Below are 22,484 nucleotides of genomic sequence, written 5' to 3' on the forward strand. Positions count from 1 at the left end.
TCCTTATCATTTATTGGTTCGCCAGTACCCAGACCGCCCGAACCCCGGGTTGGCAAGCCCGCGAGTCGGTAGCCGCAAGGTACTGATCCAGGTTTTGGGGCGGCTGGAACACCGGGGACTGCAACGGCGCGCGTTCCCCCATAGGAATTATAAGCTAATCCCGCTATCGAATTCGATTGCCCGACCCTATATACTCCATGTTTGAGTATTATGTCAGGGGTGGGGGCTGTTCGCGGCTGCCCGCATTGTGCTGCCCGCCGGATTGTTGAATCTGGCGGGTGTGGTTTATTGGGCGGGAATCATCTTGGCGGGAAGTGGGGCGTTTCGCGTCATTATTGTGGACGACGACGCGGATTTTCGAAACGAAATTTCGTTGTTACTGGAGACCACGGGCATTGCAAGCGAGGCTGGCACCGTGTCTGGAAAGTGGTGGGAGCGCCTTGGTCGCGGCCGCAAGGTCGATATCGTGCTCCTGGGGGCGGGCGCTTTGGGCGACAGGCTGTTCTCCACCCTGCGCACCTTTGCGCACCGCTCCAGGGTGGGGGTGATCGCGCTGATTGACGACTGCGATCATACCACCAAGGTGAGGGCGCTGCTCTCGGGGGCCGATGTCTGCCTGTCCAAGCCCCTGTGCATGCCGGAGGTGATGGCCAATATTCGCGCCCTGGTACGGCGAATGCAAAAGCTGTCGGTCGACGGGGGCAGGCGCGATGCCTGGCGACTGGGACACGATGGCTGGCTGCTGGTCTCGCCGGACGGGTCGGTATTCCGGCTTACCGCCAAGGAGCGGGATTTTATGCAGGGCATAGAGCACCTGTCGCGGATCGATAGGATCGTCTCCCGGGAAGACCTTGTCGCCTACCTCGGCGAGGATGTACGCCTGTACGATCCGCACACCCTGGAAGCCGTTCTAAGCCGTTTGCGAGCGAAGGTCGGCCGCGATTTTCCCCTGAAGACCATCCGCGGCGTAGGTTACCGCTTCCTCGGGCGACTCCATAGCGAGGACTAGCACGTTTACCGCCGCGGTGGCTCGGTCCGGGTCGCCGCGTGGCCTGCCATGCGGCCCTCGCGCCTCCCTCTTTTTTACACCCGACCTTTCAATCCCCGTCCGTGTCGCCCATGCGCGCGTTCCCTGATCCTGTGTGAATGGCGGGCCCATGCCTGCCGACTTCCGGCGTCCCCGCCGGAAAATCTCACGGGAAATATGCGGAATGCGACTGTCGCGGCTTGCAGGGGATGTGCGGGTCTTCGTTGCCCGGCCTCGGTAGGATGACGCCGCTTGGGGCAATGCCGCCGAGGCCGGTTTCTGTGGCTGTTGTGTCCGGATTTTTAAAAATCCATACGGCACGCAGGTCGCAGCTTGCCTGTGACGGGGGATCGCCCGCAACGACTTTCATTGCATTTTTTTCCGCAAATTCATTTTTCTTTCCGTAAAAGGCCCGTTCCAGTGAGGGAGGTAAACTTGCAGCTCGCATCCGGTATTTTTGGTGGTCGCGGTCGGCGTCGCGCGATTGTGAACAGTGCTCGCTGTTTCGGTGTCTCGCTTCTTTCACTGGCGGCGCCGTTTATGGCCGCCGCGGTTTCGGCCCAGGCAACGGGCAACCCCGATTTTTCGGTAACGGTCAACGTTGGGCCGACGCCGCCGAACAGCGATACCGTGCACATCGGGGAGCTGACCAGCCTGCGGGTAAGCCTGTCCAATAACTCCACGCTTTCCAGCATTGACAATATCGGCTTTAGCAAGTCGTTGCCTACCGGGCCCAATGGCGGCCTGATCGTGGCCGGAAGCGGCACGATAGCGGGCTCGGGCTGCATGGGCGGTTCCCTTGTGACCGTCGACGGCCAGCCGGACGTGGTGCTCAGCGGCCTCACTGTTCTCCCGCGCGTCGATGGCGTTCCCGGGTCGGGGGAGTGTTACATCGACCTTCCGGTGATTGCGTGGAGCACCGGCGGTTCCTCGACTTCGCACTCCTATAGCCTGGCGGCGGGGGAGGTCGGCAGTGACAGCGGCACCAATACCAGTGGCGGGCCGCAGGCGATCACGGTGCGCTCCGCCGCGCCTCCCGACTGGTCCAAGTCACTGTTCGGTTCGCCTCTGGTACTGGGAGGCGCGCCCGGGGTGTTGACCATTCGCATCGAGAATCCCGATGCGAATGTCGCGCTCAATGACTTCGGATTTACCGATGTATTTCCGGTCCAGGGCGCCGATGGCGCGGTGATCGAGCCTACCGGTACGCCGGCTTCCGGATCCTGCCTTGCGGCACCGGTCAATGCGACGGCCACGCTGCAGGCCGGGGCCGCGGCGCAGGTGGCGGTCTCCGGGGGCTCGTTGGCGCCCAATGCCAGTTGCACCGTCGAGGTGGAAGTGCGCGCGCGCCACACCGACGGGGCCTTCAGCCAAAACGTGAACAACGTTATTGACGCCAGCGGTTTTACTAGCCGCGAAGGTTTGCGGCCGGCGGCCAACGCGGTAAGTCCGGTGCGCGTGCGCTCACCCCTCACCGTGACGAAAAGCTTCGACGAGAGTCCGGTGGCTTCCGGGGAGGAGAGCGGGTTTACCATCGGCCTGGGCAACAGCGGCGGTACGCCACTGCCAGTGACACGCTTCGCCGACAACCCCATTTCCGCGGCTCCCCATGTGGGCCAGCTGAAGGTGAATTCCGTCAGTAATTCCTGTGGCGGGGGCCAGGCCTTGCTCGATGGCGGTAATGGTTTCGAGGTAACCGGTTTTACGATTCCGCCCTACGGCGGGTGTGTCCTGAGCGTCCGGTTCACCGGCACGACCCCGGGCGCGGATACGCCGACGGCCTACAATAACGTGATCCCCCAGGGGGCGGTTGAATTGTCTGGCATGCCGGGTATTGTCAGCCAGCCCCGCTCGGCGAACGTGCTGGTGGCCGATCGCCTGCGAGTACTGAAGTCCCGTCAACCGGCAACCGTGGCGCCGGGCAGTGCCGTTCGTTACAGCGTGACGGTGCAGAACTTTTCCAGCGCGCCGCTGGCCAACGTGACCGTGGCGGACCAGTTGCAAAATGGCTCGACCCTGTTGCTGGACGCGGCGTATCCGGTGGAGTTGTCACCTGCCGCCTGTGGCACCGGGGGCTTGAACGGTGCCGCCGAGGGCGATAGCGATCTGCTATTCACCATTCCCTCGGTACCGGCGCGCGCGGGGGCAAGTACCCCCGGCGCTTGTACCCTGAGTTTCTGGGTGATGATCGATCCGGATGCGACCGGCGATACCGCGAACCAGATTGATGCCGGCTCCGTGTGTATCAATGGCAATGCGGCGGACTGCAACCAGAATTCCTCTGGCACCAACACCAATCACGTGGCCGTTGTGGCATTGTCCAAGCAGTTCGACGGCGTGGAAACCTCCACCCACCCCGAGGGCATGGTGTCCCGGCTCAGTATGCGCCTGGATAATTTCTCCGACCTGGCGTTGACCTCGGTGGCCTTGAGCGACACTTTCCCGGTCGACGGCCCGCTCGCGCAGCTGCGCGTGGCGAGCCCCGCCAGCGCGGTTACCAGCTGTGGCGGTACCCTGACGGCGGTGCCGGGTGAAACCTCCGTGTCCCTCAACGGCGGCAGCGTTGCCGGGCGGGACACCGGCAGCGGCAATCCCGGAAGCTGTGAAATCCAGCTCGACGTCGTCGGTCCTGCGGGCACCTACGACAACACCGCAACGGTCTCCGCGGTGCAGAACAATGCCGATGGCACTACCACCAACGCCCTGGCTTCCGACGGTGCCAGGCTGATTTATACTGGCGTCATGACCGCGGACAAATCCTTCGCCCCGACTTCAACCGGGGACGGTGGTCGCGCAACCGTGCGGGTGACCGTGGCCAATGGGGATTTAAGCCGATCCCTGACCGGCCTGACGGTAACCGACCCCCTGCCGGCCGGCATGCGCGTGGCAACACCGGCCGGGGCGTATTCCAGCTGCGGCAACAACGTGGTGGTTAACGCCGCCCCTGGCGCGGATACCGTGAGCTTGCAGGGCGGCACCATTCCGGCCGGCGCCAGTTGCGATCTCGTGTTTGACGTGGTGGTGGATGGCCAGGCGGATTGGACCAATACCATCCCCCCGGGCGGAATCAGGACCGACGGCGGCATCATCAACCAGAGCCCGGTCAGTGCAACCCTGGGCTATGTTCCCTTGGATGATCCGACCATTTCCAAAGCCATTAGTCCCGGCCTGATTGCGCCGGGCCAGGTGGCCCGGTTGGCCATTACCATCGTCAATGGCGGCACGCCCCTGAGCAATGTGTCGCTGGCCGACTATTTCACCGAGGACGGGCTGGCCAACGGCGTGCCAAACGGCATGACCATAGCCTCGCCGGCGGAGGTGTCCACCGATTGTCGCTCGGGCGTGGTCGTCGCGCAGCCAGGTGGGGCGTCGGTGGAGTTGAGCGGCGCCGCGCTGGACCCTGGCGAGCAGTGCCTGGTGGAAGTCAATGTGACCTCCCGGGTGGTCGGCACCATTACCAACCACATCCCCTTGAACGCCCTGGGTAGCGCGGAGGGCGCCACCAATAGCACGACCTTTGGCCAGAGTACCCTGAGTACGATATCCAGCGTCAACGTGGTGAAGAACTTCGAGCCACGCGTTGTGAGTCCAGGCGAGAATTCGCGCCTGCGCATCACCATACTCAACGCACAGGCGTCTCCGCTGAGGGATTTCAGCGTGCGGGATGAGTTGCCGGCGGGGCTGCAGGTGGCCCAGCCAGCCAACGCCTTTTCCAATTGCGGTGGCGCGGTCCAGCTCGCGTGGCCGGAGCGTACCCGTGTCGAGCTTAGCGGCGGGCGCCTGGCGGCCGCCGTCGACGGCCAGGCGAGCAGCTGTTACCTCGAGCTGGATGTCGCGGCCAATGTCGAGGGTACCTATACCAACCTCATACCGGAGGATTCGCTGACCGAAGAGGGCGATCCGCTGGAACACCCCGAGACCGAGGACTCGCTGGAGGTGCGCGAACGGGTAATAGTCAACAAGGCGATTGACGGCTTCACCCTGGACAGCGGCGACCCCGTCGGATTTACCACCGGGGATGCCGTTCGCCTCTCCGGGGTGCCGGCACCGTTGACGATTCGCCTGGAAAACCCCACCAGCAAGGCGTTGACGCAGGTGCGTTTGATCGATTCCCTGCCCGCGGGCGTGGTGATCGCGCCGCAACCCAATGCGCTGACCAACTGTGTGGACGGCGAGGTAACGGCGCCCGCCGCCGGGCGGCAGGTACGCCTGACCGGGGCGACGCTGGCCGCGCACGGCGATGCCGGCGCCAGCTGTCAGGTGACTGTGGATGTGGTGAGCAATGACCACGGTGTCTATGTTAACGAAATCCCCGCCGGCGGGGTCACCAGTTTCGAGGGAATCTCGAATGAAGAGCCCACCCAGGCGCGACTCGTCGTCCCCGAGCCGCCTGCGGTGAACAAGCAGTTCGATCCGCCGGTGACGGCCCCGGGCGGGGTGTCGCGCCTCACCATCCGTATCCTCAACCCCAACGAGGCCGCCACCGCGCTGACCGAGCACCTGGTCGACGAACTGCCATCCCTGCCGGGGCAGATGCTGGTGGCCAACCCGGGCAATGTCGCCACCACCTGCCCGGGGGGCGCCGCCATTGTCCAGGCCGCGCCGGGGGCGAGCCGGGTTCGCGTCAACAGCGGCGCGCAAGTGCCTCCGCTGGGTTGCGAGGTCGCGGTGGATGTCACCGTGCCGGTGGCGGGTACCTATATCAACCGGATTCCCAAGGGGGATCTCGAGACTTCCTTTGGCAGCAACGAGGAGCCCGCTGTCGGCGAGCTGCTGGCGAGCACCAAGGGCTATATCTCCGGCAAGGTCTTTATCGATACCCAGGCCGTCCCGGATGGAAATTACGTGCCCGGGGAGTCGGAACCGGTGGCGGGCAACCCCATTGAGTTGCGCCAGGGCGCTGACTGTAGTGGCGCGCTTTTGGAAACGGCCCAAACCGACCCCCAGGGCAACTATCTCTTTAGCGAATTGCCGGCCGGCACGTACTCCGTGTGCCAGCCGGTGCAGCCGGCTGACACTTTCAACAGCGTGACCACCCAGGGAAGCATCGTGCCGGTCAACGGCAGTACCGGCACCCCCGGGGTGCCGCTGAACCCGGGTACCGGTGGGTTCACCAGCCAGATCACCGGCATCGTCCTGGACAACAACGGCAATGCGGACGAGGTCAGTGGCTCGCCGGGCAATAACTTCTCGGAGGTGTTGCCGGCCAGCATCAGCGGCCATGTCTTCCACGATATCGACGGCAATGGCCTCATGGGGCCGGCGGAGCCGGGCATCGCCGGTGTCGAGGTGACCCTGACCGGGCCGGTGACCGCGACCGCGATTACCGACAGCGAGGGACGCTATAGCTTCGAGGGGCTGCCGCCGGGGACTTACACGGTGACGGAAACCCAGCCCGCCGGCTGGCTGGACAGTGGCGACAGCGCCGGAACCCACGGCGGTACCGTGGGCGACGACGAGGTGTCGATGGTGACCCTGGCTGCCGGCGACCGGGCTGAGAACTATGACTTTGGCGAGCGCCTGCCGGCGGCGCCGGCCTGGACGGCTTCCGCGGTCTGCGTCAACAACGCGCCCTCGGTGCAATACCGGGTCACGGGACCACTTGGCGGCGCCGGTTCGGCGAACCTGTCCTGGATGACCGCCGGCGGCCGGCTGGCCGAGCGGCTGGACGGCTGGCCCGCGAGCGGCGTGCTGCTGTGGCCCGGGGTCGAGGTCAATGGCGCCGGAGAGCCCATTGCCTGGCCGGGCTGGATTGATGAGGACGGCAAGCTGGTGCCGGTGGAGGACGATCGCATTCCCGAATTGTCCCTGCGGCTAAACGGCAACGCCGGTGACGCCATCGTGCTGGAATACCCGGCTTGTCCCTCCCAGCCGGGCAGCACCCCGCAGTCCATTCCCACCGCGCCCCGCTGGGCGCTGTGGTTGCTCGCCGGCCTGTTGGCCGGTGTCGCGGGCTTGGGTATGGCCGGCCGGCTTCGCGCCGGCGGCGCTCATCGGCGGATCACCTGTTAACGGCGGGCGCCGAATGCAGTAAAATGCGCGACTTTTCCAGATCCGACCCCGGAGTCGCTCCCAGCATGCTGATACTGCGCGGTGCCCCGGCTCTGTCCGCCTTCCGGCGAGACAAGCTGGCGGCCAGACTGTTTGCCATTCACCCCGACATCCAGCTCGTGCACAGCGAGTTCGTGCACTTCGCCCACCTGGCGCGGGCCCTGGCGCCGCAGCGGCGGCGCGTGCTGGAGCAACTGCTTGAGTACGGGCCGGCGGTGGAGGCCGGCGAGGGCGCGCCGGCGGAGGGCGCTACCCTGATGCTGGCGGTGCCGCGGCCCGGCACTATCTCGCCCTGGTCCAGCAAGGCCACCGACATCGCCCGCAACTGCGGCCTGGAGGAGGTCCGGCGCCTGGAGCGCGGGGTCGCCTACTACCTGGCGCTGCCCAAAGAGCTGGCCGAAGACCAGCGGCGCGCGGTGGCCGCGGAGCTGCACGACCGCATGACCGAGAGCGTGTTCGACAGCCTGGAAGCGGCGGAAGCGCTGTTTGGCGAGGCGCGTCCGGCGCCGCTGGCCAGCGTGGATGTGCTCGGCGGCGGCCGCGAGGCCATGGTGGCCGCGGATCGCGGCCTGGGCCTGGCGCTGGCGGAGGACGAAATCGACTACCTGGTGGAGAGCTTTGGCGCCCTGGGGCGCAATCCCACCGACGTGGAGTTGATGATGTTCGCCCAGGCCAATTCCGAGCACTGCCGGCACAAGATCTTCAACGCCAGCTGGAGCATCGACGGCCAGGAGCAGGAGCACTCCCTGTTCGGCATGATCCGCAATACCTACAACCGCGGCGGCCAGAACGTACTTTCGGCCTACGCCGACAACGCCGCGGTGGTGGCCGGCCACCGGGCCGGGCGCTTCTACCCCGATCCGGACAGTAGCCACTACCAGTTCAGCGAGGAGAATATCCATCTGCTGATGAAGGTGGAGACCCACAACCACCCCACAGCCATCGCGCCGTTCCCGGGCGCCGGCACTGGCGCCGGGGGCGAGATCCGCGACGAGGGCGCCGTGGGCCGCGGCTCCAAGCCCAAGGTGGGTCTCACCGGCTTCACCGTGTCCAACCTGAACATACCCGGCTACGCCCAGCCCTGGGAGCAGCCCTACGGCAAGCCCGGGCGCATCGTCTCGGCGCTGGATATCATGATCGAGGGCCCCATCGGCGGCGCCGCTTTCAACAACGAGTTCGGCCGTCCCAACCTGTGCGGCTACTTCCGCAGCTACGAATGCGAAGTGGCGGGTGTGGACGGGCCGGAGGTGCGCGGCTACCACAAGCCGATCATGATCGCCGGCGGCTACGGCAATATCCGCGAGGGGCATGTGGAGAAGGGTGAGTTCGGCGCCGGCGCCAAGCTGATCGTGCTCGGCGGCCCCGCCATGCTTATCGGCCTGGGGGGCGGCGCCGCCTCCTCCATGGCCAGCGGTGCCAGCGCCGAGGACCTGGATTTCGCCTCGGTGCAGCGCCAGAACCCGGAGATGGAGCGCCGCTGCCAGGAAGTGATCGACGCTTGCTGGCAGCTGGGCGCCGACAACCCCATCGCCTTTATCCACGACGTGGGCGCCGGCGGTCTGTCCAACGCCCTGCCGGAGCTGGTGAAGGACGGCGGTCGCGGCGGCCGGTTCCAGCTGCGGGCGGTACCCAACGACGAGCCGGGTATGTCGCCCCTGGAGATCTGGTGCAACGAGTCCCAGGAGCGCTATGTAATGGCGGTGGAACCCGCCCACCTGGCCCGCTTCGAGGCGATCTGCGCCCGCGAGCGCTGCCCCTACGCGGTGGTCGGCGAGGCCACCGAGGAGCAGGTGCTGGAAGTGCTGGACAGCGAGTTCGACAACGCGCCGGTGGATCTGCCGATGTCGATCCTGTTCGGCAAGCCGCCGCGCATGCACCGCGAAATTACCCGCCAGCCGGTGGTCCAGCCCGCCCTGGCCATCGAGGCGACGCTGCCCGAGGCCCTGGAGCGGGTGCTGCAACTGCCCGCGGTGGCGAGCAAGCACTTTCTGATCACCATTGGCGATCGCACGGTGACCGGCACCGTCGCCCGCGACCAGATGGTGGGCCCCTGGCAGGTGCCGGTGGCCGACTGCGCGGTGACCACCGTGTCCTACGACAGCGTTGCCGGGGAGGCCATGGCCATCGGCGAGCGCACCCCCCTGGCCCTGGTCAGCGGCCCCGCCTCGGGGCGCATGGCGATCGCCGAGGCCATTACCAATATCTGCGCCGCGCCAATCGCCGCGCTCAACGACATCAAGCTGTCCGCCAACTGGATGTGCGCGGCGGGTTACGGGCGCGAGGACGAGACCCTGTTCGACACCGTGCGCGCGGTGGGCATGGAGCTGTGCCCCGAGCTGGGCATCACCATCCCGGTGGGCAAGGATTCCATGTCCATGCGCACCACCTGGCGCGACGGCGAGCAGGACAAGGCGGTCACCGCGCCGATGTCGCTGGTCATTTCCGCCTTCGCGCCGGTCACCGACGCGCGCCTGACGGCCACGCCGCAGTTGCGGGTGCGGGACGACGCCTCCCTGGTGTTGCTGGATCTCGGTCGCGGCGCCAATCGCCTGGGCGGCTCCGCCCTGGCGCAGGTCTACGGCCAGCTGGGCGATACCGTGCCGGACCTCGAGCGCGCCGCGGACCTCAAGGCCCTGTTCCAGCTGGTGCAGGAGCAGTTGGCGGAGCGCCGCTTGCTGGCCTATCACGACCGCTCGGACGGCGGTCTGCTGGTGACCCTGCTGGAGATGGCCTTCGCCGGGCGCTGCGGCCTGGAGATTGACCTGTCCCCGCTGTCCGGGGCGGCCCTGGATGCGCTGTTCAACGAGGAGGCCGGCGCGGTGCTGCAGGTGGCCGACGCCGATCTGGCGGCGCTGCGCGCGCGCGCCGCAGAGCTCGGTATCGGCGACTGCCTGCAGGTGCTCGGCCGCGCCACCGCCGGCGACGCGGTGGTGCTGCGCGAGGGCGGCGAGACCCTCCTGGCGGACAGCCGCGCCCGTTTGCAGGCGCTGTGGAGCCGCACCAGCTACGAAATCCAGGCCCTGCGGGACAACCCGGATTGCGCCCGCGAGGAATTCGAGCGCATCACCGCGGACGACCCGGGCCTGTCGGTCCGCCTGGCCTACGATCCGGGCGAGGACATCGCCGCGCCCTACATCAACACCGGCGCCCGCCCGCGGGTGGCGATCCTGCGCGAGCAGGGGGTCAACGGCCAGGTGGAGATGGCGGCGGCCTTCCACCGCGCCGGTTTCACCCCGGTGGATGTGCACATGAGCGATATCCTCGGTGGCGCCCGCGACCTGGCCGGTTTCAAGGGCCTGGCGGCCTGCGGCGGCTTTTCCTACGGCGACGTGCTGGGGGCCGGCGAGGGCTGGGCCAAGAGCATCCTGTTCAACGACGCCGTGCGCGAGAATTTCAGTGCCTTTTTCCACCGCCCGGATACCTTCACCCTCGGGGTGTGCAACGGCTGCCAGATGGTGTCCACGCTGAAGGACCTCATTCCGGGCGCCGGGCACTGGCCGCGGTTCGTGCGCAACCGCTCCGAGCAGTACGAGGCGCGCTATGCCCTGGTGCGGGTGGAGGAAAACCCCTCGGTGCTGCTGTCGGGTATGGCCGGGTCCCACCTGCCGGTTGCGGTGGCCCACGGCGAGGGTCGGGCGGAATTCAGCGCCCAGGCGACGCAGGCGGCCTGCGAGGCCACCGGCACCATCACCCTGCGCTACCTGGAGAACGACCTCAGTGTGGCCGAGCGCTACCCCGCCAACCCCAACGGGTCGCCCGCGGGCCTCGCCGGCCTCACCAGCGAGGACGGCCGCGCCACCATCATGATGCCCCACCCGGAGCGGGTGTTCCGAGCGGTGCAGTGTTCCTGGGCTCCCGATGAATGGGGCGAGGACGGCGGCTGGATGCGGCTGTTCCGCAACGCCCGGGTCTGGCTGGACTGACCCGCCCCTGTAGGGTCGAATTCATTCGACCATTCCCCGGAGGGGGGCGCCGGCGCAATAAATTGCGCCCTACAGCGGGTACTCCCCCAGCCTGTAGGGTCGAATTCATTCGACCATTCCCCGGCGGGATGCCGGCGCAATGAATTGCGCCCTACAGCGGGTACTCCCCCAGCCTGTAGGGTCGAATTCATTCGACCATTCCCCGGCGGGGCGCCGGCGCAATGAATTGCGCCCTACAGGGGATACTCCCCCCCAGCCTGTAGGGTCGAATTCATTCGACCTTATCCACGGCGGGATGCCGGCGCAATGAATTGCGCCCTACAGGGGGTACTCCCCCCCAGCCTGTAGGGTCGAATTCATTCGACCATTCCCCGGCGGGGCGCCCGCGCAATGAATTGCGCCCTACAGGGGATTAACCCCCCAGCCTGTAGGGTCGAATTCATTCGACCAGCCCCCAGCCGCGAAGGCGCCCGCAAAGGGCCTCCCTTGTGGCCACAGGCTGTTTCTTTATAATGGCGCCTTCTCTGAATGCGGGGGCTCGTTGGGCCCCCGACGCCTTTTCTTTGCCAGAGCAATACTATGCTGAACAAGTACCCGCTGTGGAAATACCTGCTCGTGCTCTTCGTGGTGGCGATCGGGTTGCTGTATGCGGCCCCGAACCTGTACGCGCCCGACCCGGCCCTGCAGATCGCCGGCGAAAGCAGTGCCCAGATCATCGATGAAGCCACGCTTACCCGCGCCACCCGGGCGCTGGAGGAGGCGGGCATCGAGCATTTCGACGAGGTCATCGACCCCGACGGCCGCAACGCCCTGATCCGCCTGCGCGACGCCGAGCAGCAGCTCACCGCCCAGGCACGGGTCAGCCGGGCCCTGGGCGACGGCTTTATCGTGGCGCTCAACCTCGCGCCCACCACCCCCGAATGGCTCACCGGCGTCGGCGCCCAGCCCATGAAGCTGGGCCTGGACCTGAGTGGCGGGGTGCACTTCAAGCTGGAGGTGGATATCGACGCCGCCATTGAGCGTCGCCAGGAATACTACCTCAACGCGACCAAGCGGGCGCTGCGCGAGGATCGCATCCGCGGCCTGGTCACCCTCGACGACCAGGGCCGCGTGGTGGGGCAGTTCCGCAGCGAGGACCTGCGCGAGCAGGCGCGTTCGATCATCGCCGACAACCACCCGGAACTGGCCCTGGACCGGGTGGACGAGGGCGACAGCTTCTCCATTGTCGCCAGCATGACCGAGCAGACCCGGGACGAGATCGCCGACTACTCCGTCAGCCAGAACCTCACCACCCTGCGCAACCGGGTGAACGAGCTGGGGGTGTCGGAGCCCCTAGTGCAGCGCCAGGGTAAAAACCGCATCGTGGTGGAATTGCCCGGTATCCAGGATACCGCCGAAGCCAAGCGTATCCTCGGCAAGGTCGCCAACCTGGAGTTCCGCCTGGTGGCCAATATGGACGCGCCGCCCTCCGAGAAGCAGCGCTTCGAGTACCGCAGCGAGGAGCGCGCGGGCATGAGCGAGTGGCTGGAGCGGGACGTGATCATCACCGGCGAGCACGTCTCCAACGCCCAGGCCAGCTTCGACCAGAACGGCCGGCCCAACGTGCAGATCAGCCTGGACAGCGAGGGCGGCACCCTGATGTCCCGGGCCACCCGTAACAATATCAAGCGCCGCATGGGCGTGCTGTTCATCGAGCGCAAGTACCGCACCCGCTACGAGCGGCTGCCCGATGGCACCGAGCAGGCGGTCAAGATCCCCTACGACGAGAAAAAGCTGCTCACCGCGCCGGTGATCCAGTCGGCCCTGGGCGCGCAGTTCCAGATCACCGGCCTGGACAGCCCGCTGGAGGCTTCCGAGTTGGCGCTGATGCTGCGCGCCGGCGCCCTGGCGGCGCCGATCAGCTTTGTCGAGGAGCGCACCGTGGGGCCGTCCCTGGGCGCGGAGAACATCCGCCTGGGGGTGAAGTCGGTACAGTACGGCCTCGGCCTGGTGGTGATCTTCATGTTGCTTTACTACCGCGTGTTCGGCCTGTTCGCGGTGGTGGCCTTGAGTTTCAACCTGGTGTTGCTGGTGGCCTTTATGTCGCTGATCGGCGCCACCCTGACCCTGCCGGGTATCGCCGGCATCGTGTTGACGGTGGGTATGGCGGTGGACGCCAACGTGCTGATTTTCTCGCGAATACGCGAGGAGATGCGCAACGGGCGCTCGCCGCAGATGGCCATCCACGGGGGTTATGACGCGGCGCTGTCGACCATTCTCGACGCCAATATCACCACCCTGATCGTGGCGGTGATCCTCTACGCCGTGGGTACCGGCCCGGTGAAGGGCTTCGCCGTGACCCTGTCGATCGGCATTCTCACCTCCATGTTCACCGCAATTGTGGGCACCCGCGCCATGGTCAACCTGGCCTACGGCGGGCGCAAAGTGAAAACCCTGGCCATCGGGGGAGGTAAACCCGCATGAAGATCATCAATTTCATGGGCCAGCGCAAACTGGCCGTTATCTTCTCCACGCTGCTGCTGGTGGCGGCCATCGCCTCCCTGGCGACCCGCCAGCTCAACTGGGGCCTGGATTTCACCGGCGGCACCCTGGTGGAGGTGCACTACAGTGAAACCGCCGACCTCAACGCCATTCGCGGCACCCTGGAGACCGGTGGTTACGCCGGCGCCATCGTGGTCAGCTTCGGTACCGACCAGGACGTGATGATCCGCCTGCCCCAGGGCCACGGCGACGAGGAGGGCGCGGCCCTGGTGTCGCTGTTGCAGGACAACTTCGACGGCAGCGTGGAGTTGCGGCGCATCGAGTTTGTCGGCCCGCAGGTGGGTGACGAGCTGCGCGAGCAGGGCGGGCTGGCCATGCTGATGGCCCTGGGCCTGGTGATGCTGTACATCGCCTTCCGCTTCCAGTTCAAGTTCGCGGTGGGCGCGGTAGCCGCCCTGGTGCACGACGTGATCATCACCCTGGGCTTCTTTTCCATCGTTGGCATGGAGTTCGACCTGACCGTGCTGGCGGCGCTGTTGGCGGTGATCGGCTACTCCCTCAACGACACCATCGTGGTGTCCGACCGCATCCGCGAGAACTTCCGCAAGCTGCGCCGCTCCGATTCGGTGGAGGTGATCAACATCTCCCTGACGGAGACCCTGAGCCGGACCCTGGTGACCTCGCTGACCACCCTGCTGGTGCTGGTGGCGCTGGCGGTGTTTGGCGGCGAGATGATCAACGGCTTCGCCATCGCCCTGATCGTGGGCGTGGGCATCGGGACCTACTCGTCCATCTACGTGGCGGCCAACGTGCTGCTGATGATGAAGGTGAGCAAGGACGACCTGATGATCCCGGTGAGGGAGGGGGCGGAGCAGGAGGATTTGACGCCCTGAGGAAGGGGGGCGGGGTACGCGCCCGCCCCTGGTCGAATGAATTCGACCCTACAAGGGGGCGGAGGGGCTCGCTGTAGGGCGGAATTCATTCCGCCGCCCCCGCACCGGTGATGGTCGAATGAATTCGACCCTACAAGGGGGGGAGGGGCTCGCTGTAGGGCGGAATTCATTCCGCCACCCCCGCACCGGTGATGGTCGAATGAATTCGACCCTACAAGGGGGGTGGAGGCGCTACCTGTAGGGCGGAATTCATTCCGCCACCCCGCAGCACCGGTGGTGGTCGAATGAATTCGACCCTACAAGGGGGCGGAGGGGATCGCTGTAGGGCGGAATTCATTCCGCCACCCCGCAGCACCGGTGGTGGTCGAATGAATTCGACCCTACAAGGGGGGTGGAGGCGCTACCTGTAGGGCGGAATTCATTCCGCCACCCCCGCACCGGTGATGGTCGAATGAATTCGACCCTACAGGGGGGGGGCGGGGTTAGCCCAGTAGCGGTTTGGTGACCTGCAGCACCGCCTTGAAGCACTTGGGGTTGCCGCACACGATATCCCCGCTCTCCAGGTTCATGTCGGCGCCGTTGAAGTCCGACACCAGGCCGCCGGCCTCGCGTACCAGCAGGGCGCCGGCGGCGATATCCCAGATCGACAGTCCCTTTTCCCAGAACGCGTCCAGGCGGCCGGCGGCCACATAGGCCAGGTCCAGGGACGCGGCGCCCGCGCGGCGAATGCCCGCGCACTGGCCGGCCAGCAGTTCGATGGACTTGCTGTAGGGGCCGAGAATGTCGTCGCAGTGATGCTTGAAGGGAATGCCGGTACCCAGCAGGGCGCCGTCCAGGGAGGCGCGCTTGCTGACGCGGATGCGGCGGCCGTTGAGCTGGGCGCCGCGGCCGCGCGAGGCGGTGAATTCCTCCCGGCGCACCGGGTCCACGACCACCGCGTGTTCGACCTTGCCCTTGTACAGGCAGGCAATGGACACGGCGTAGTGGGGGATGCCGCGCAGGAAGTTGGTGGTGCCGTCCAGGGGGTCGATGACCCAGCGGTAGTCGGCGTTTTCATCGCCCTCCAGGCCGCCTTCCTCGCCGAGGATGGCGTGATCGGGGTAGGCCTTCTTCAGGTGGTACCGGATCTCGCGTTCGGCGGCCATGTCCACCTCGGACACAAAGTCGTTGCGGCCCTTGGTGGAGACCTCGATGCGGTCGAGGTCGTCGGAGGCGCGCACGATCTGTTCTCCCGCCTTGCGGGCGGCACGCAGCGCGATGTTGACCATCGGTTCCATAGTAGTTGATTCCGGGTGATAGGCTGTGGGCGCGGGATTATAGCAGCGTTGGGGGACCGGGTAACACTGCAAATCTGCTACACTGCGCCGCCACCCTCCACGCAGGCTTCGGCGAGGATACCCGGCAATACCCATGAATCTCGACAATATCCGCATCGTACTGGTCAATACCTCCCATCCCGGCAATATCGGCGGCGTCGCCCGGGCGATGAAAAACATGGGGCTGTCGCGCCTCTACCTGGTAGAGCCCCGACAGTACCCCCATGAGAAAGCCACCTGGCGCGCGGCCTCGGCCCTCGACGTGCTCGAGGGCGCCGTGGTCACCGGAGCCCTGGACGAGGCCATCGCCGACTGCCAGTTCGTGGTGGGCACCAGCGCCCGGGGGCGGCGCATTCCCTGGCCCTTGCTGGATCCGCGCCACTGCGCGGAGCGCGTCGCGGACCTGTCGGGCCGGGAGCAGGTGGCGATCCTGTTCGGGCGCGAGGACCGGGGCCTGACCAACGAGGAGCTCAAGGTGTGCAACCTGCACCTGAATATCCCCACCTCGGCCCACTACAGTTCCCTCAACCTGGCCATGGCGGTGCAGATCGTGTGCTATGAGCTGCGCATGCTGCTCGACGCCGATCGCCTGAGCGCCGCCGAGGACGCCCAGTGGGATGCGGCCTTTGCCACCCGGGACAACATGGAGCGTTTCTACATCCATCTCGAGGAGACGCTGATCGATATCGGCTTCCTCGACCCGGCGGCGCCGCGGCAGCTGATGGCGCGCCTGCGGCGGCTCTACAGCCGGGTGCGACTGGATGAAATGGAACTCAACATCCTGCGCGGCATCCTCACCGAGACCCAGAAGTTCGCGCCCCGGGACGACGGTCTAAAAGTTGACTGAATTACTGGGGCATTTCATACTGCCGGCCTACTAGCCGGGAATTGCCGCCACCATGCGCCTTACCACCAAGGGACGCTACGCCGTGACCGCCATGCTGGACCTCGCCCTGCACGGCGGGAAGGGACCGGTGAGCCTGGCGGATATCTCCGCTCGTCAGGACATTTCCCTGTCCTACCTCGAGCAGCTGTTCGCCCAGCTGCGCCGCAACGACCTGGTCACCAGCGTGCGCGGCCCCGGCGGCGGCTACCGCCTGAGCCGGGCCCTGGAACGCACGTTCGTCGCGCAGATCATCGACGCCGTCAACGAGACCGTGGACGCCACCGGCTGCGGGGGTACCCGGGACTGCCAGCAGGGGGAGGCCTGCCTGACCCACCACCTGTGGGAGGACCTGTCGCTGGAGATCCACGCTTTTCTCGGCCGCATCAGCCTGGCGGAGCTGGTGGCCCGGCGCGATGTGAAGGCGGTGAGTGCCCGCCAGGACCGGCGCGCCGACGTGGTCAGCGCGCGCCAGCTGTAATCCGGAGCCAGATCATGCCCACACCTGTTTACCTCGACTACCTGGCCACCACTCCCGTGGACCCGCGGGTGGCCCAGAAAATGTGCCAGTGCCTCACCATCGACGGCAACTTCGGCAATCCCGCCTCCCGCTCGCACATGATCGGCTGGCGCGCCGAGGCGGCGGTGGAGGAGGCCCGGCGCGAGGTGGCGGACCTGCTGGGCGCGGACCCCCGGGAAATCGTCTGGACCTCCGGCGCCACTGAGTCCGACAACCTGGCGATCAAGGGCGTGGCCCAGTTCCACCGCGATCGCGGCCGCCACATCGTCACCTCGCGGATCGAACACAAGGCGGTACTCGATACCTGTGCCTTCCTGGAGGGGGAGGGCTTCGAGGTCACCTACCTCGAGTCGGGAGCCGACGGCCTGGTGAGCCCGGCGTCGGTGGCGTCGGCGCTGCGCGAGGACACCATCCTGGTGAGCATCATGCACGCCAACAACGAAATCGGCACCGTCAACGACATCGCCGCGATCGCGGCGATGACCCGCGAGGCCGGTGTGCTGCTGCACGTGGACGCCGCCCAGAGCGCCGGCAAGATTCCCATCGACCTGGCCAATTGGCCGGTGGATCTGCTGTCCCTTTCCGCCCACAAGATGTACGGCCCCAAGGGCGTGGGGGCGCTCTATGTGCGCCGCAACCCGCCGGTGCGACTGCAGGCGCAGATTCACGGCGGCGGCCACGAGCGGGGCATGCGCTCCGGCACCCTGGCCACCCACCAGATCGTGGGCATGGGCGAGGCCGCGCGCATCGCCCGGGAGGAGATGTCCGCGGAGGCGGAGCGCATTCGCGGCCTGCGGGAGCAGTTCTGGGCCGGTGTGCGCGCGCTGCCGGAAGTGCGCGTCAACGGCGATGCCGAGGCCCGTCTGCCGGGGGCCATCAATGTCGCCTTCCCCTACGTGGAGGGTGAATCCCTGTTGATGGCGCTCAAGGACCTGGCGGTGTCGAGCGGCAGCGCCTGCACCTCCGCCAGCCTGGAACCCTCCTATGTCTTGCGCGCGCTGGGGCTGGACGATGCGCTGGCGCACAGTTCCCTGCGCTTCAGTTTTGGCCGGTTCACCACCGCGGACGAGGTGGACCGGGCGGTGACTCTGGTGTGCGACGCGGTGTCGAAGCTGCGCGAATCGAACCCCCAGTGGCGGCGCCGGCAGCAATCCGCCTGAGGGCGGGGGGCGTGAAATTTTCGCTTTTCCGGCCGGCGCCGCTAACCGGCTGATTTACAACAAGAATAATCCGTAACAATGTGGCGGCCCGGGGTGAAATACGGGGGCAAAATCCGTATAATTGCGCGCGCTTTAAACGCGCCCCGGCAGAACCGGCCGGTTTTGCCCCCGCCGCCCCCGATCCCAGGGCGGCACGCCCGCAAGGCACGGGCGCCCCTGACAACAGACCTGGAGAACTTTCATGGCAGTAGAACGCACCCTTTCCATCGTGAAGCCGGACGCGGTTGGCAAAAACGTGATCGGCAAGATTTACGCCCGCTTCGAGGAGGCCGGCCTGCAGGTGGTGGCCGCCAAGATGCTGCGCCTGAGCGACGACGTGGCCGGCGGGTTTTACGCCGAACACCGCGAGCGCCCCTTCTTCCCCGCGCTGATCGAATTCATGACTTCCGGCCCGGTCATGGTGCAGGTGCTGGAAGGCGAGGACGCCGTCGCCAAGAACCGCCAGCTGATGGGCGCGACCAACCCCCAGGAAGCCGAGGCGGGCACCATTCGCGCCGACTTCGCCCAGTCGATCGACGCCAATGCCGTGCACGGCTCTGACTCGCCGGCCTCCGCGGCGCGCGAGATCGCCTACTTCTTCGCCGCCAGCGAGATCTGCGAGCGCGCCTGAGGCGCGAGGATGCCGGCATGAGTACCTCCACTTCCGCCACCATTGCCAGCACCGCCGAGGTGCCGAAGGTGAACCTGCTGGGCCTGACCCGGGCCCAGATGGAGCAGTTCTTCCTCGACCAGGGGGAGAAGAAGTTTCGCGCGCAGCAGGTGCTGAAGTGGATTCACCATGCCGGCGTCATCGATATCGAACAGATGAGCAACCTCGGCAAGGCGCTGCGGGAGAAACTGCAGCGCGTGGCCGAGGTGCGCCCGCCGGAGATCGTCAGCCAGCACGACTCCGCCGACGGCACCCGCAAGTGGGCGGTCCGCGTGGATGGCGGCGGCCTGGTGGAAACGGTGCTGATTCCCGATCGCGAGCGCGCCACCCTGTGTGTCTCCTCCCAGGTGGGCTGCAGCCTCGATTGCAGCTTCTGCTCCACCGGCAAGCAGGGCTTCCAGCGTGACCTGAGCGCGGCCGAAATCATCGGCCAGGTGTGGTTGGCGATCAAATCCTACGACGCCTTCCAGTCCGGCAAGGGCCGCATCGTCACCAATGTGGTGATGATGGGCATGGGCGAACCGCTGATGAACTTCGACAATGTGGTGTCGGCGATGAACCTGATGATGGAGGACCTGGCCTACGGTATCTCCAAGCGCCGGGTGACATTGAGCACCTCCGGCGTGGTGCCGGCGCTGGACCGCCTGGCCGAGGTCAGCGAGGCGTCCCTGGCGGTGTCGCTGCACGCGCCCAACGACGCCCTGCGCAACGAGCTGGTGCCCATCAACCGCAAGTATCCCATCGCGCGCCTGCTGGAATCCTGCCGCAACTACATCGACGCGCAGAGCGACAACAAGCGCGTGGTCACCGTGGAGTACACCCTGATCGCCGGTGTCAACGACCAGCTCGAGCACGCCCGCGAACTGGCCGAGCTGCTGCGGGATTTCCCCTGCAAGATCAACCTGATTCCCTTCAACCCCTTTTCCCAGTCCGATTACCGGCGCCCCAGCGGCAACGCGGTGTCGCGGTTCTGGCAAGTGCTGGTGGATGCAGGATATATTGTCACCGTCAGGACCACCCGCGGCGACGATATCGACGCCGCCTGTGGCCAGCTGGTGGGCCAGGTGGTCGACCGCACCCGCCGCAGCGAGCGCTATCGCAACGCGGCCGAAAACCAGGCGACGAAAGCGGGGTAAGCGAATTGCCGATGCACAGATTGATCCGCTGGGCCGCCGCGCTGCTGGCAGCGATGGCGCTGGCCGGCTGCGTCACGCATACCGAGCGGGTTTTCACCCAGCCGCCCTCGCCCGAAAAGGCCCTGAAACAGCGCGTGGAACTGGCGCGCCAGTATATCGGCGAGGGCAATTGGGAGAACGCCAAGCGCAATCTGCAGCAGGCCTATCGCATCGATCCCAACAACGCCGAGGTGCACGAGGCCTTTGCCCTGGTGTACCAGAGCACCGGCGAGCAGGAGCTGGCCGAGGACCATTTCGAGCAGGCCATTCGCATCGATCGCGGCTTCTCGCGCGCGCGCAACAATTACGCCGCTTTCCTCTATTCCCAGCGCCGCTACGAGGAGGCCGAGGAGCAGCTCGAGTACGTGGTCAAGGATCCCCTGTACAATGCGCGCCCCCGGGCCTTCGTCAACCTGGGCCTGTGTCGCCTGCAGCTGGCCGACAACACCGGCGCCGAGGAGGCTTTCCGCCGCGCCCTGGCCATGGAGCGCAGTAACGCCGTGGCCCTGCTGGAAACCGCCATCCTGCGCTACGAGGCCGAGGATTACACGGCGGCGGAGAAATACTACGGCGTCTACCGCACCGCGGTGCGCCAGCAGTCGGCCCGGGCCCTGTGGCTGGGTATCCGGCTGGCGCGGGCCGAGGGCGACCTCAATGCCGAGGGCAGCTACGCCATGGCCCTGCGCAATCTCTATCCCGATTCGGCCGAGTACCAGGCCTACCGCACGACCCAGGGCGGCGGTGAGTAGCGAGGCGACGCCAGGCCCGCCATCGCCCGGCGCCATGCTGCGCGATGCCCGCGAGGCTCGGGGTCTGTCGCCCCTGGAGGCGGCGGATCGCTTGAACTGGATGCCTTCCTATGTTGGCATCATTGAGCGCGACGACTACGCGGCACTGCGTTGCCCCGCTTTCGCTCGCGGGTACCTCAAGGCCTACGCCAAGCTGGTGGGCCTTGACGAGGCTCCGCTGCTGGCGGCCTTTGACGCGGCGGGCGACGCCCGCTCGCCGGAGTTGCCGGCAGCGCCGCGCCGGCGGCCCGCACCGTCCGCGGCGGTGCCCCGGCTGGCCATTGGGCTGTGCCTGTGCGCACTGGTGCTGGTGGCCCTCGGGCTGTGGTGGTGGCGCAGTGAAGCATTGGTGCCAGCACCGCTTATCCCGGCGGCGCAGTCGCCGACGGACAACGCAAATACGGGTGAGGTATGAACACAGAGTCCCCCATCAAACGCCGGGTCAGCCGCCAGATCCACGTCGGCAAGGTCGCCGTGGGCGGCGACGCCCCGATCAGCGTGCAGAGCATGACCAATACCGAGACCTGCGACGTGGAGGCCACGGTGGCGCAGGTTCAGGCCATCGCCGACGCCGGGGCGGACATCGTGCGTGTCTCGGTGCCCAGCATGGATGCCGCCGAGGCCTTTCGCGCGATCCGCGCGCGGGTGGACGTGCCGCTGGTGGCGGATATCCACTTCGACCACCGGATCGCGCTCAAGGTCGCCGAGTACGGTGTAGACTGCCTGCGCATCAACCCGGGCAACATCGGCCGCGACGAAAAAGTGCGCGAGGTCATCGACTGCGTGCGCGACAAGGGCATACCCATCCGCATCGGCGTCAACGCCGGCTCCCTGGGCAAGGACCTGCAGCGCAAGTACGGCGAGCCCACCGCCGAGGCGCTGGTGGAGTCGGCGATGCGCCACGTGGACATTCTCGACAAGCACAACTACCCGGATTTCAAAGTCAGCGTGAAGGCCTCCGAGGTGTTCATGGCGGTGTCGGCCTACCGCTTGCTGGCGCGGGAAATCGACCAGCCCCTGCACCTGGGTATTACCGAGGCCGGCGGCCTGCGCGGCGGCACGGTCAAGTCCGCGGTGGGTCTGGGCATGTTGCTGATGGACGGTATCGGTGACACCATCCGCATCTCCCTGGCCGCGGACCCGGTGGAGGAGGTGAAAGTCGGCTTCGAGATCCTCAAGAGCCTCAAGTTGCGCACCAACGGCATCAATTTTATCGCCTGCCCCAGCTGTTCGCGGCAGAACTTCGACGTGATCGGCACCATGAACACCCTGGAGCAGCGCCTGGAAGACGTGCGCACACCCATGGACGTGGCGGTCATCGGTTGCATCGTCAATGGTCCCGGGGAGGCGCGGGAAGCGGACGTGGGCCTGACCGGCGCCACTCCCAGCAACCTGATTTACGTCAACGGCGAGCCGGACCACAAGGTCAGTAACCAGGACTTTGTCGACCACCTCGAGCAGGTGATCCGCCAGCGCGCGGCCGAGCTGGAGGAAGAGCGGGCCCGGCGGGAACAGAACCTCATATTGAAAACAACGGCCTGAGCAGGCAGCAATCCTG

Annotated in this window: 15 protein-coding genes; 13 read left to right on the plus strand and 2 right to left on the minus strand. The window is 66.5% G+C overall.

Going from position 1 to position 22,484, the window contains the following annotated elements; translation table 11 throughout:
* The first annotated feature begins 304 nt into the window (after positions 1-304).
* On the plus strand, positions 305-1,009 hold the full coding sequence (locus JYP50_RS06005) for a response regulator transcription factor (RefSeq protein ID WP_206559577.1): 705 nt from the start codon (positions 305-307) through the stop codon (positions 1,007-1,009).
* Between the two features lie 184 nt (positions 1,010-1,193).
* Here JYP50_RS06005 and JYP50_RS06010 read toward each other — a convergent pair whose 3' ends face one another.
* The gene (locus tag JYP50_RS06010) at positions 1,194-1,553 is read right to left on the minus strand and encodes a hypothetical protein (protein WP_206559578.1); all 360 of its coding nucleotides are present in this window, start codon (positions 1,551-1,553) and stop codon (positions 1,194-1,196) included.
* A 14-nt stretch (positions 1,554-1,567) separates the two neighbouring features.
* Between JYP50_RS06010 and JYP50_RS06015 the strand changes: the two genes are divergently transcribed.
* The 4 genes from JYP50_RS06015 (at position 1,568) to secF (ending at position 14,375) form a co-directional block, all read left to right on the plus strand.
* Positions 1,568-7,039 carry an SdrD B-like domain-containing protein gene (locus JYP50_RS06015; protein ID WP_206559579.1) on the plus strand — a complete coding sequence of 1,824 codons (5,472 nt, stop codon included), beginning with the start codon at positions 1,568-1,570 and terminating at the stop codon, positions 7,037-7,039.
* 65 nt (positions 7,040-7,104) lie between these two features.
* Entirely contained in the window at positions 7,105-11,001 is a 3,897-nt protein-coding gene (purL, locus tag JYP50_RS06020; RefSeq protein WP_206559580.1) for a phosphoribosylformylglycinamidine synthase, read from the plus strand.
* A 579-nt stretch (positions 11,002-11,580) separates the two neighbouring features.
* The gene (gene secD / locus JYP50_RS06025; protein ID WP_206559581.1) at positions 11,581-13,464 is read left to right on the plus strand and encodes a protein translocase subunit SecD; all 1,884 of its coding nucleotides are present in this window, start codon (positions 11,581-11,583) and stop codon (positions 13,462-13,464) included.
* Positions 13,461-14,375 (plus strand): protein translocase subunit SecF, encoded by a 915-nt coding sequence (gene secF, locus JYP50_RS06030; protein ID WP_206559582.1) that lies wholly within the window; start codon positions 13,461-13,463, stop codon positions 14,373-14,375. Before secD ends, secF begins: the two co-directional genes overlap by 4 nt.
* A 482-nt stretch (positions 14,376-14,857) precedes the next feature.
* Here the strand turns inward: secF and JYP50_RS06035 are convergent, their stop codons facing one another.
* A complete protein-coding gene (locus JYP50_RS06035; protein WP_206559583.1) occupies positions 14,858-15,652 on the minus strand; it encodes an inositol monophosphatase family protein in 795 nt (264 codons plus the stop codon).
* A gap of 133 nt (positions 15,653-15,785) precedes the next feature.
* Between JYP50_RS06035 and trmJ the strand changes: the two genes are divergently transcribed.
* From trmJ to ispG, 8 genes are all read left to right on the plus strand, one after another.
* Positions 15,786-16,538: a tRNA (cytosine(32)/uridine(32)-2'-O)-methyltransferase TrmJ gene (gene trmJ / locus JYP50_RS06040; protein ID WP_206559584.1), complete on the plus strand. Its 753-nt coding sequence runs from the start codon at positions 15,786-15,788 to the stop codon at positions 16,536-16,538.
* A 52-nt stretch (positions 16,539-16,590) separates the two neighbouring features.
* Complete coding sequence (locus tag JYP50_RS06045; RefSeq protein WP_206559585.1) at positions 16,591-17,055, plus strand: Rrf2 family transcriptional regulator; 465 nt, start codon at positions 16,591-16,593, stop codon at positions 17,053-17,055.
* A gap of 14 nt (positions 17,056-17,069) precedes the next feature.
* Complete coding sequence (locus tag JYP50_RS06050) at positions 17,070-18,254, plus strand: IscS subfamily cysteine desulfurase (protein ID WP_206559586.1); 1,185 nt, start codon at positions 17,070-17,072, stop codon at positions 18,252-18,254.
* A 241-nt stretch (positions 18,255-18,495) separates the two neighbouring features.
* Positions 18,496-18,924, plus strand: coding sequence for a nucleoside-diphosphate kinase (gene ndk, locus JYP50_RS06055; protein ID WP_206559587.1), 429 nt, complete (start codon positions 18,496-18,498; stop codon positions 18,922-18,924).
* A gap of 17 nt (positions 18,925-18,941) precedes the next feature.
* Positions 18,942-20,099 (plus strand): 23S rRNA (adenine(2503)-C(2))-methyltransferase RlmN, encoded by a 1,158-nt coding sequence (rlmN, locus tag JYP50_RS06060; protein WP_206559588.1) that lies wholly within the window; start codon positions 18,942-18,944, stop codon positions 20,097-20,099.
* Between the two features lie 11 nt (positions 20,100-20,110).
* The gene (pilW, locus tag JYP50_RS06065) at positions 20,111-20,887 is read left to right on the plus strand and encodes a type IV pilus biogenesis/stability protein PilW (protein WP_206559589.1); all 777 of its coding nucleotides are present in this window, start codon (positions 20,111-20,113) and stop codon (positions 20,885-20,887) included.
* A complete protein-coding gene (locus tag JYP50_RS06070; RefSeq protein WP_206559590.1) occupies positions 20,880-21,341 on the plus strand; it encodes a helix-turn-helix domain-containing protein in 462 nt (153 codons plus the stop codon). The genes pilW and JYP50_RS06070 overlap by 8 nt, the downstream gene beginning before the upstream one ends.
* A complete protein-coding gene (ispG, locus tag JYP50_RS06075) occupies positions 21,338-22,468 on the plus strand; it encodes a flavodoxin-dependent (E)-4-hydroxy-3-methylbut-2-enyl-diphosphate synthase (RefSeq protein WP_206559591.1) in 1,131 nt (376 codons plus the stop codon). Before JYP50_RS06070 ends, ispG begins: the two co-directional genes overlap by 4 nt.
* The last annotated feature ends 16 nt before the right edge of the window (positions 22,469-22,484 follow it).

Source organism: Parahaliea mediterranea (assembly GCF_017255185.1).
Taxonomy (GTDB): Bacteria; Pseudomonadota; Gammaproteobacteria; order Pseudomonadales; family Halieaceae; genus JAFKCZ01.

Excerpts from the sequence above, each read along its gene's own strand:
- JYP50_RS06015 (WP_206559579.1), top strand. The coding sequence starts at position 1,568 with ATGGCCGCCGCGGTTTCGGCCCAGGCAACGGGCAACCCCGATTTTTCG.
- purL (WP_206559580.1), top strand. The coding sequence starts at position 7,105 with ATGCTGATACTGCGCGGTGCCCCGGCTCTGTCCGCCTTCCGGCGAGAC.
- secD (WP_206559581.1), top strand. The coding sequence starts at position 11,581 with ATGCTGAACAAGTACCCGCTGTGGAAATACCTGCTCGTGCTCTTCGTG.
- secF (WP_206559582.1), top strand. The coding sequence starts at position 13,461 with ATGAAGATCATCAATTTCATGGGCCAGCGCAAACTGGCCGTTATCTTC.
- JYP50_RS06035 (WP_206559583.1), bottom strand. The coding sequence starts at position 15,652 with ATGGAACCGATGGTCAACATCGCGCTGCGTGCCGCCCGCAAGGCGGGA.
- trmJ (WP_206559584.1), top strand. The coding sequence starts at position 15,786 with ATGAATCTCGACAATATCCGCATCGTACTGGTCAATACCTCCCATCCC.
- JYP50_RS06045 (WP_206559585.1), top strand. The coding sequence starts at position 16,591 with ATGCGCCTTACCACCAAGGGACGCTACGCCGTGACCGCCATGCTGGAC.
- JYP50_RS06050 (WP_206559586.1), top strand. The coding sequence starts at position 17,070 with ATGCCCACACCTGTTTACCTCGACTACCTGGCCACCACTCCCGTGGAC.
- ndk (WP_206559587.1), top strand. The coding sequence starts at position 18,496 with ATGGCAGTAGAACGCACCCTTTCCATCGTGAAGCCGGACGCGGTTGGC.
- rlmN (WP_206559588.1), top strand. The coding sequence starts at position 18,942 with ATGAGTACCTCCACTTCCGCCACCATTGCCAGCACCGCCGAGGTGCCG.
- pilW (WP_206559589.1), top strand. The coding sequence starts at position 20,111 with ATGCACAGATTGATCCGCTGGGCCGCCGCGCTGCTGGCAGCGATGGCG.
- ispG (WP_206559591.1), top strand. The coding sequence starts at position 21,338 with ATGAACACAGAGTCCCCCATCAAACGCCGGGTCAGCCGCCAGATCCAC.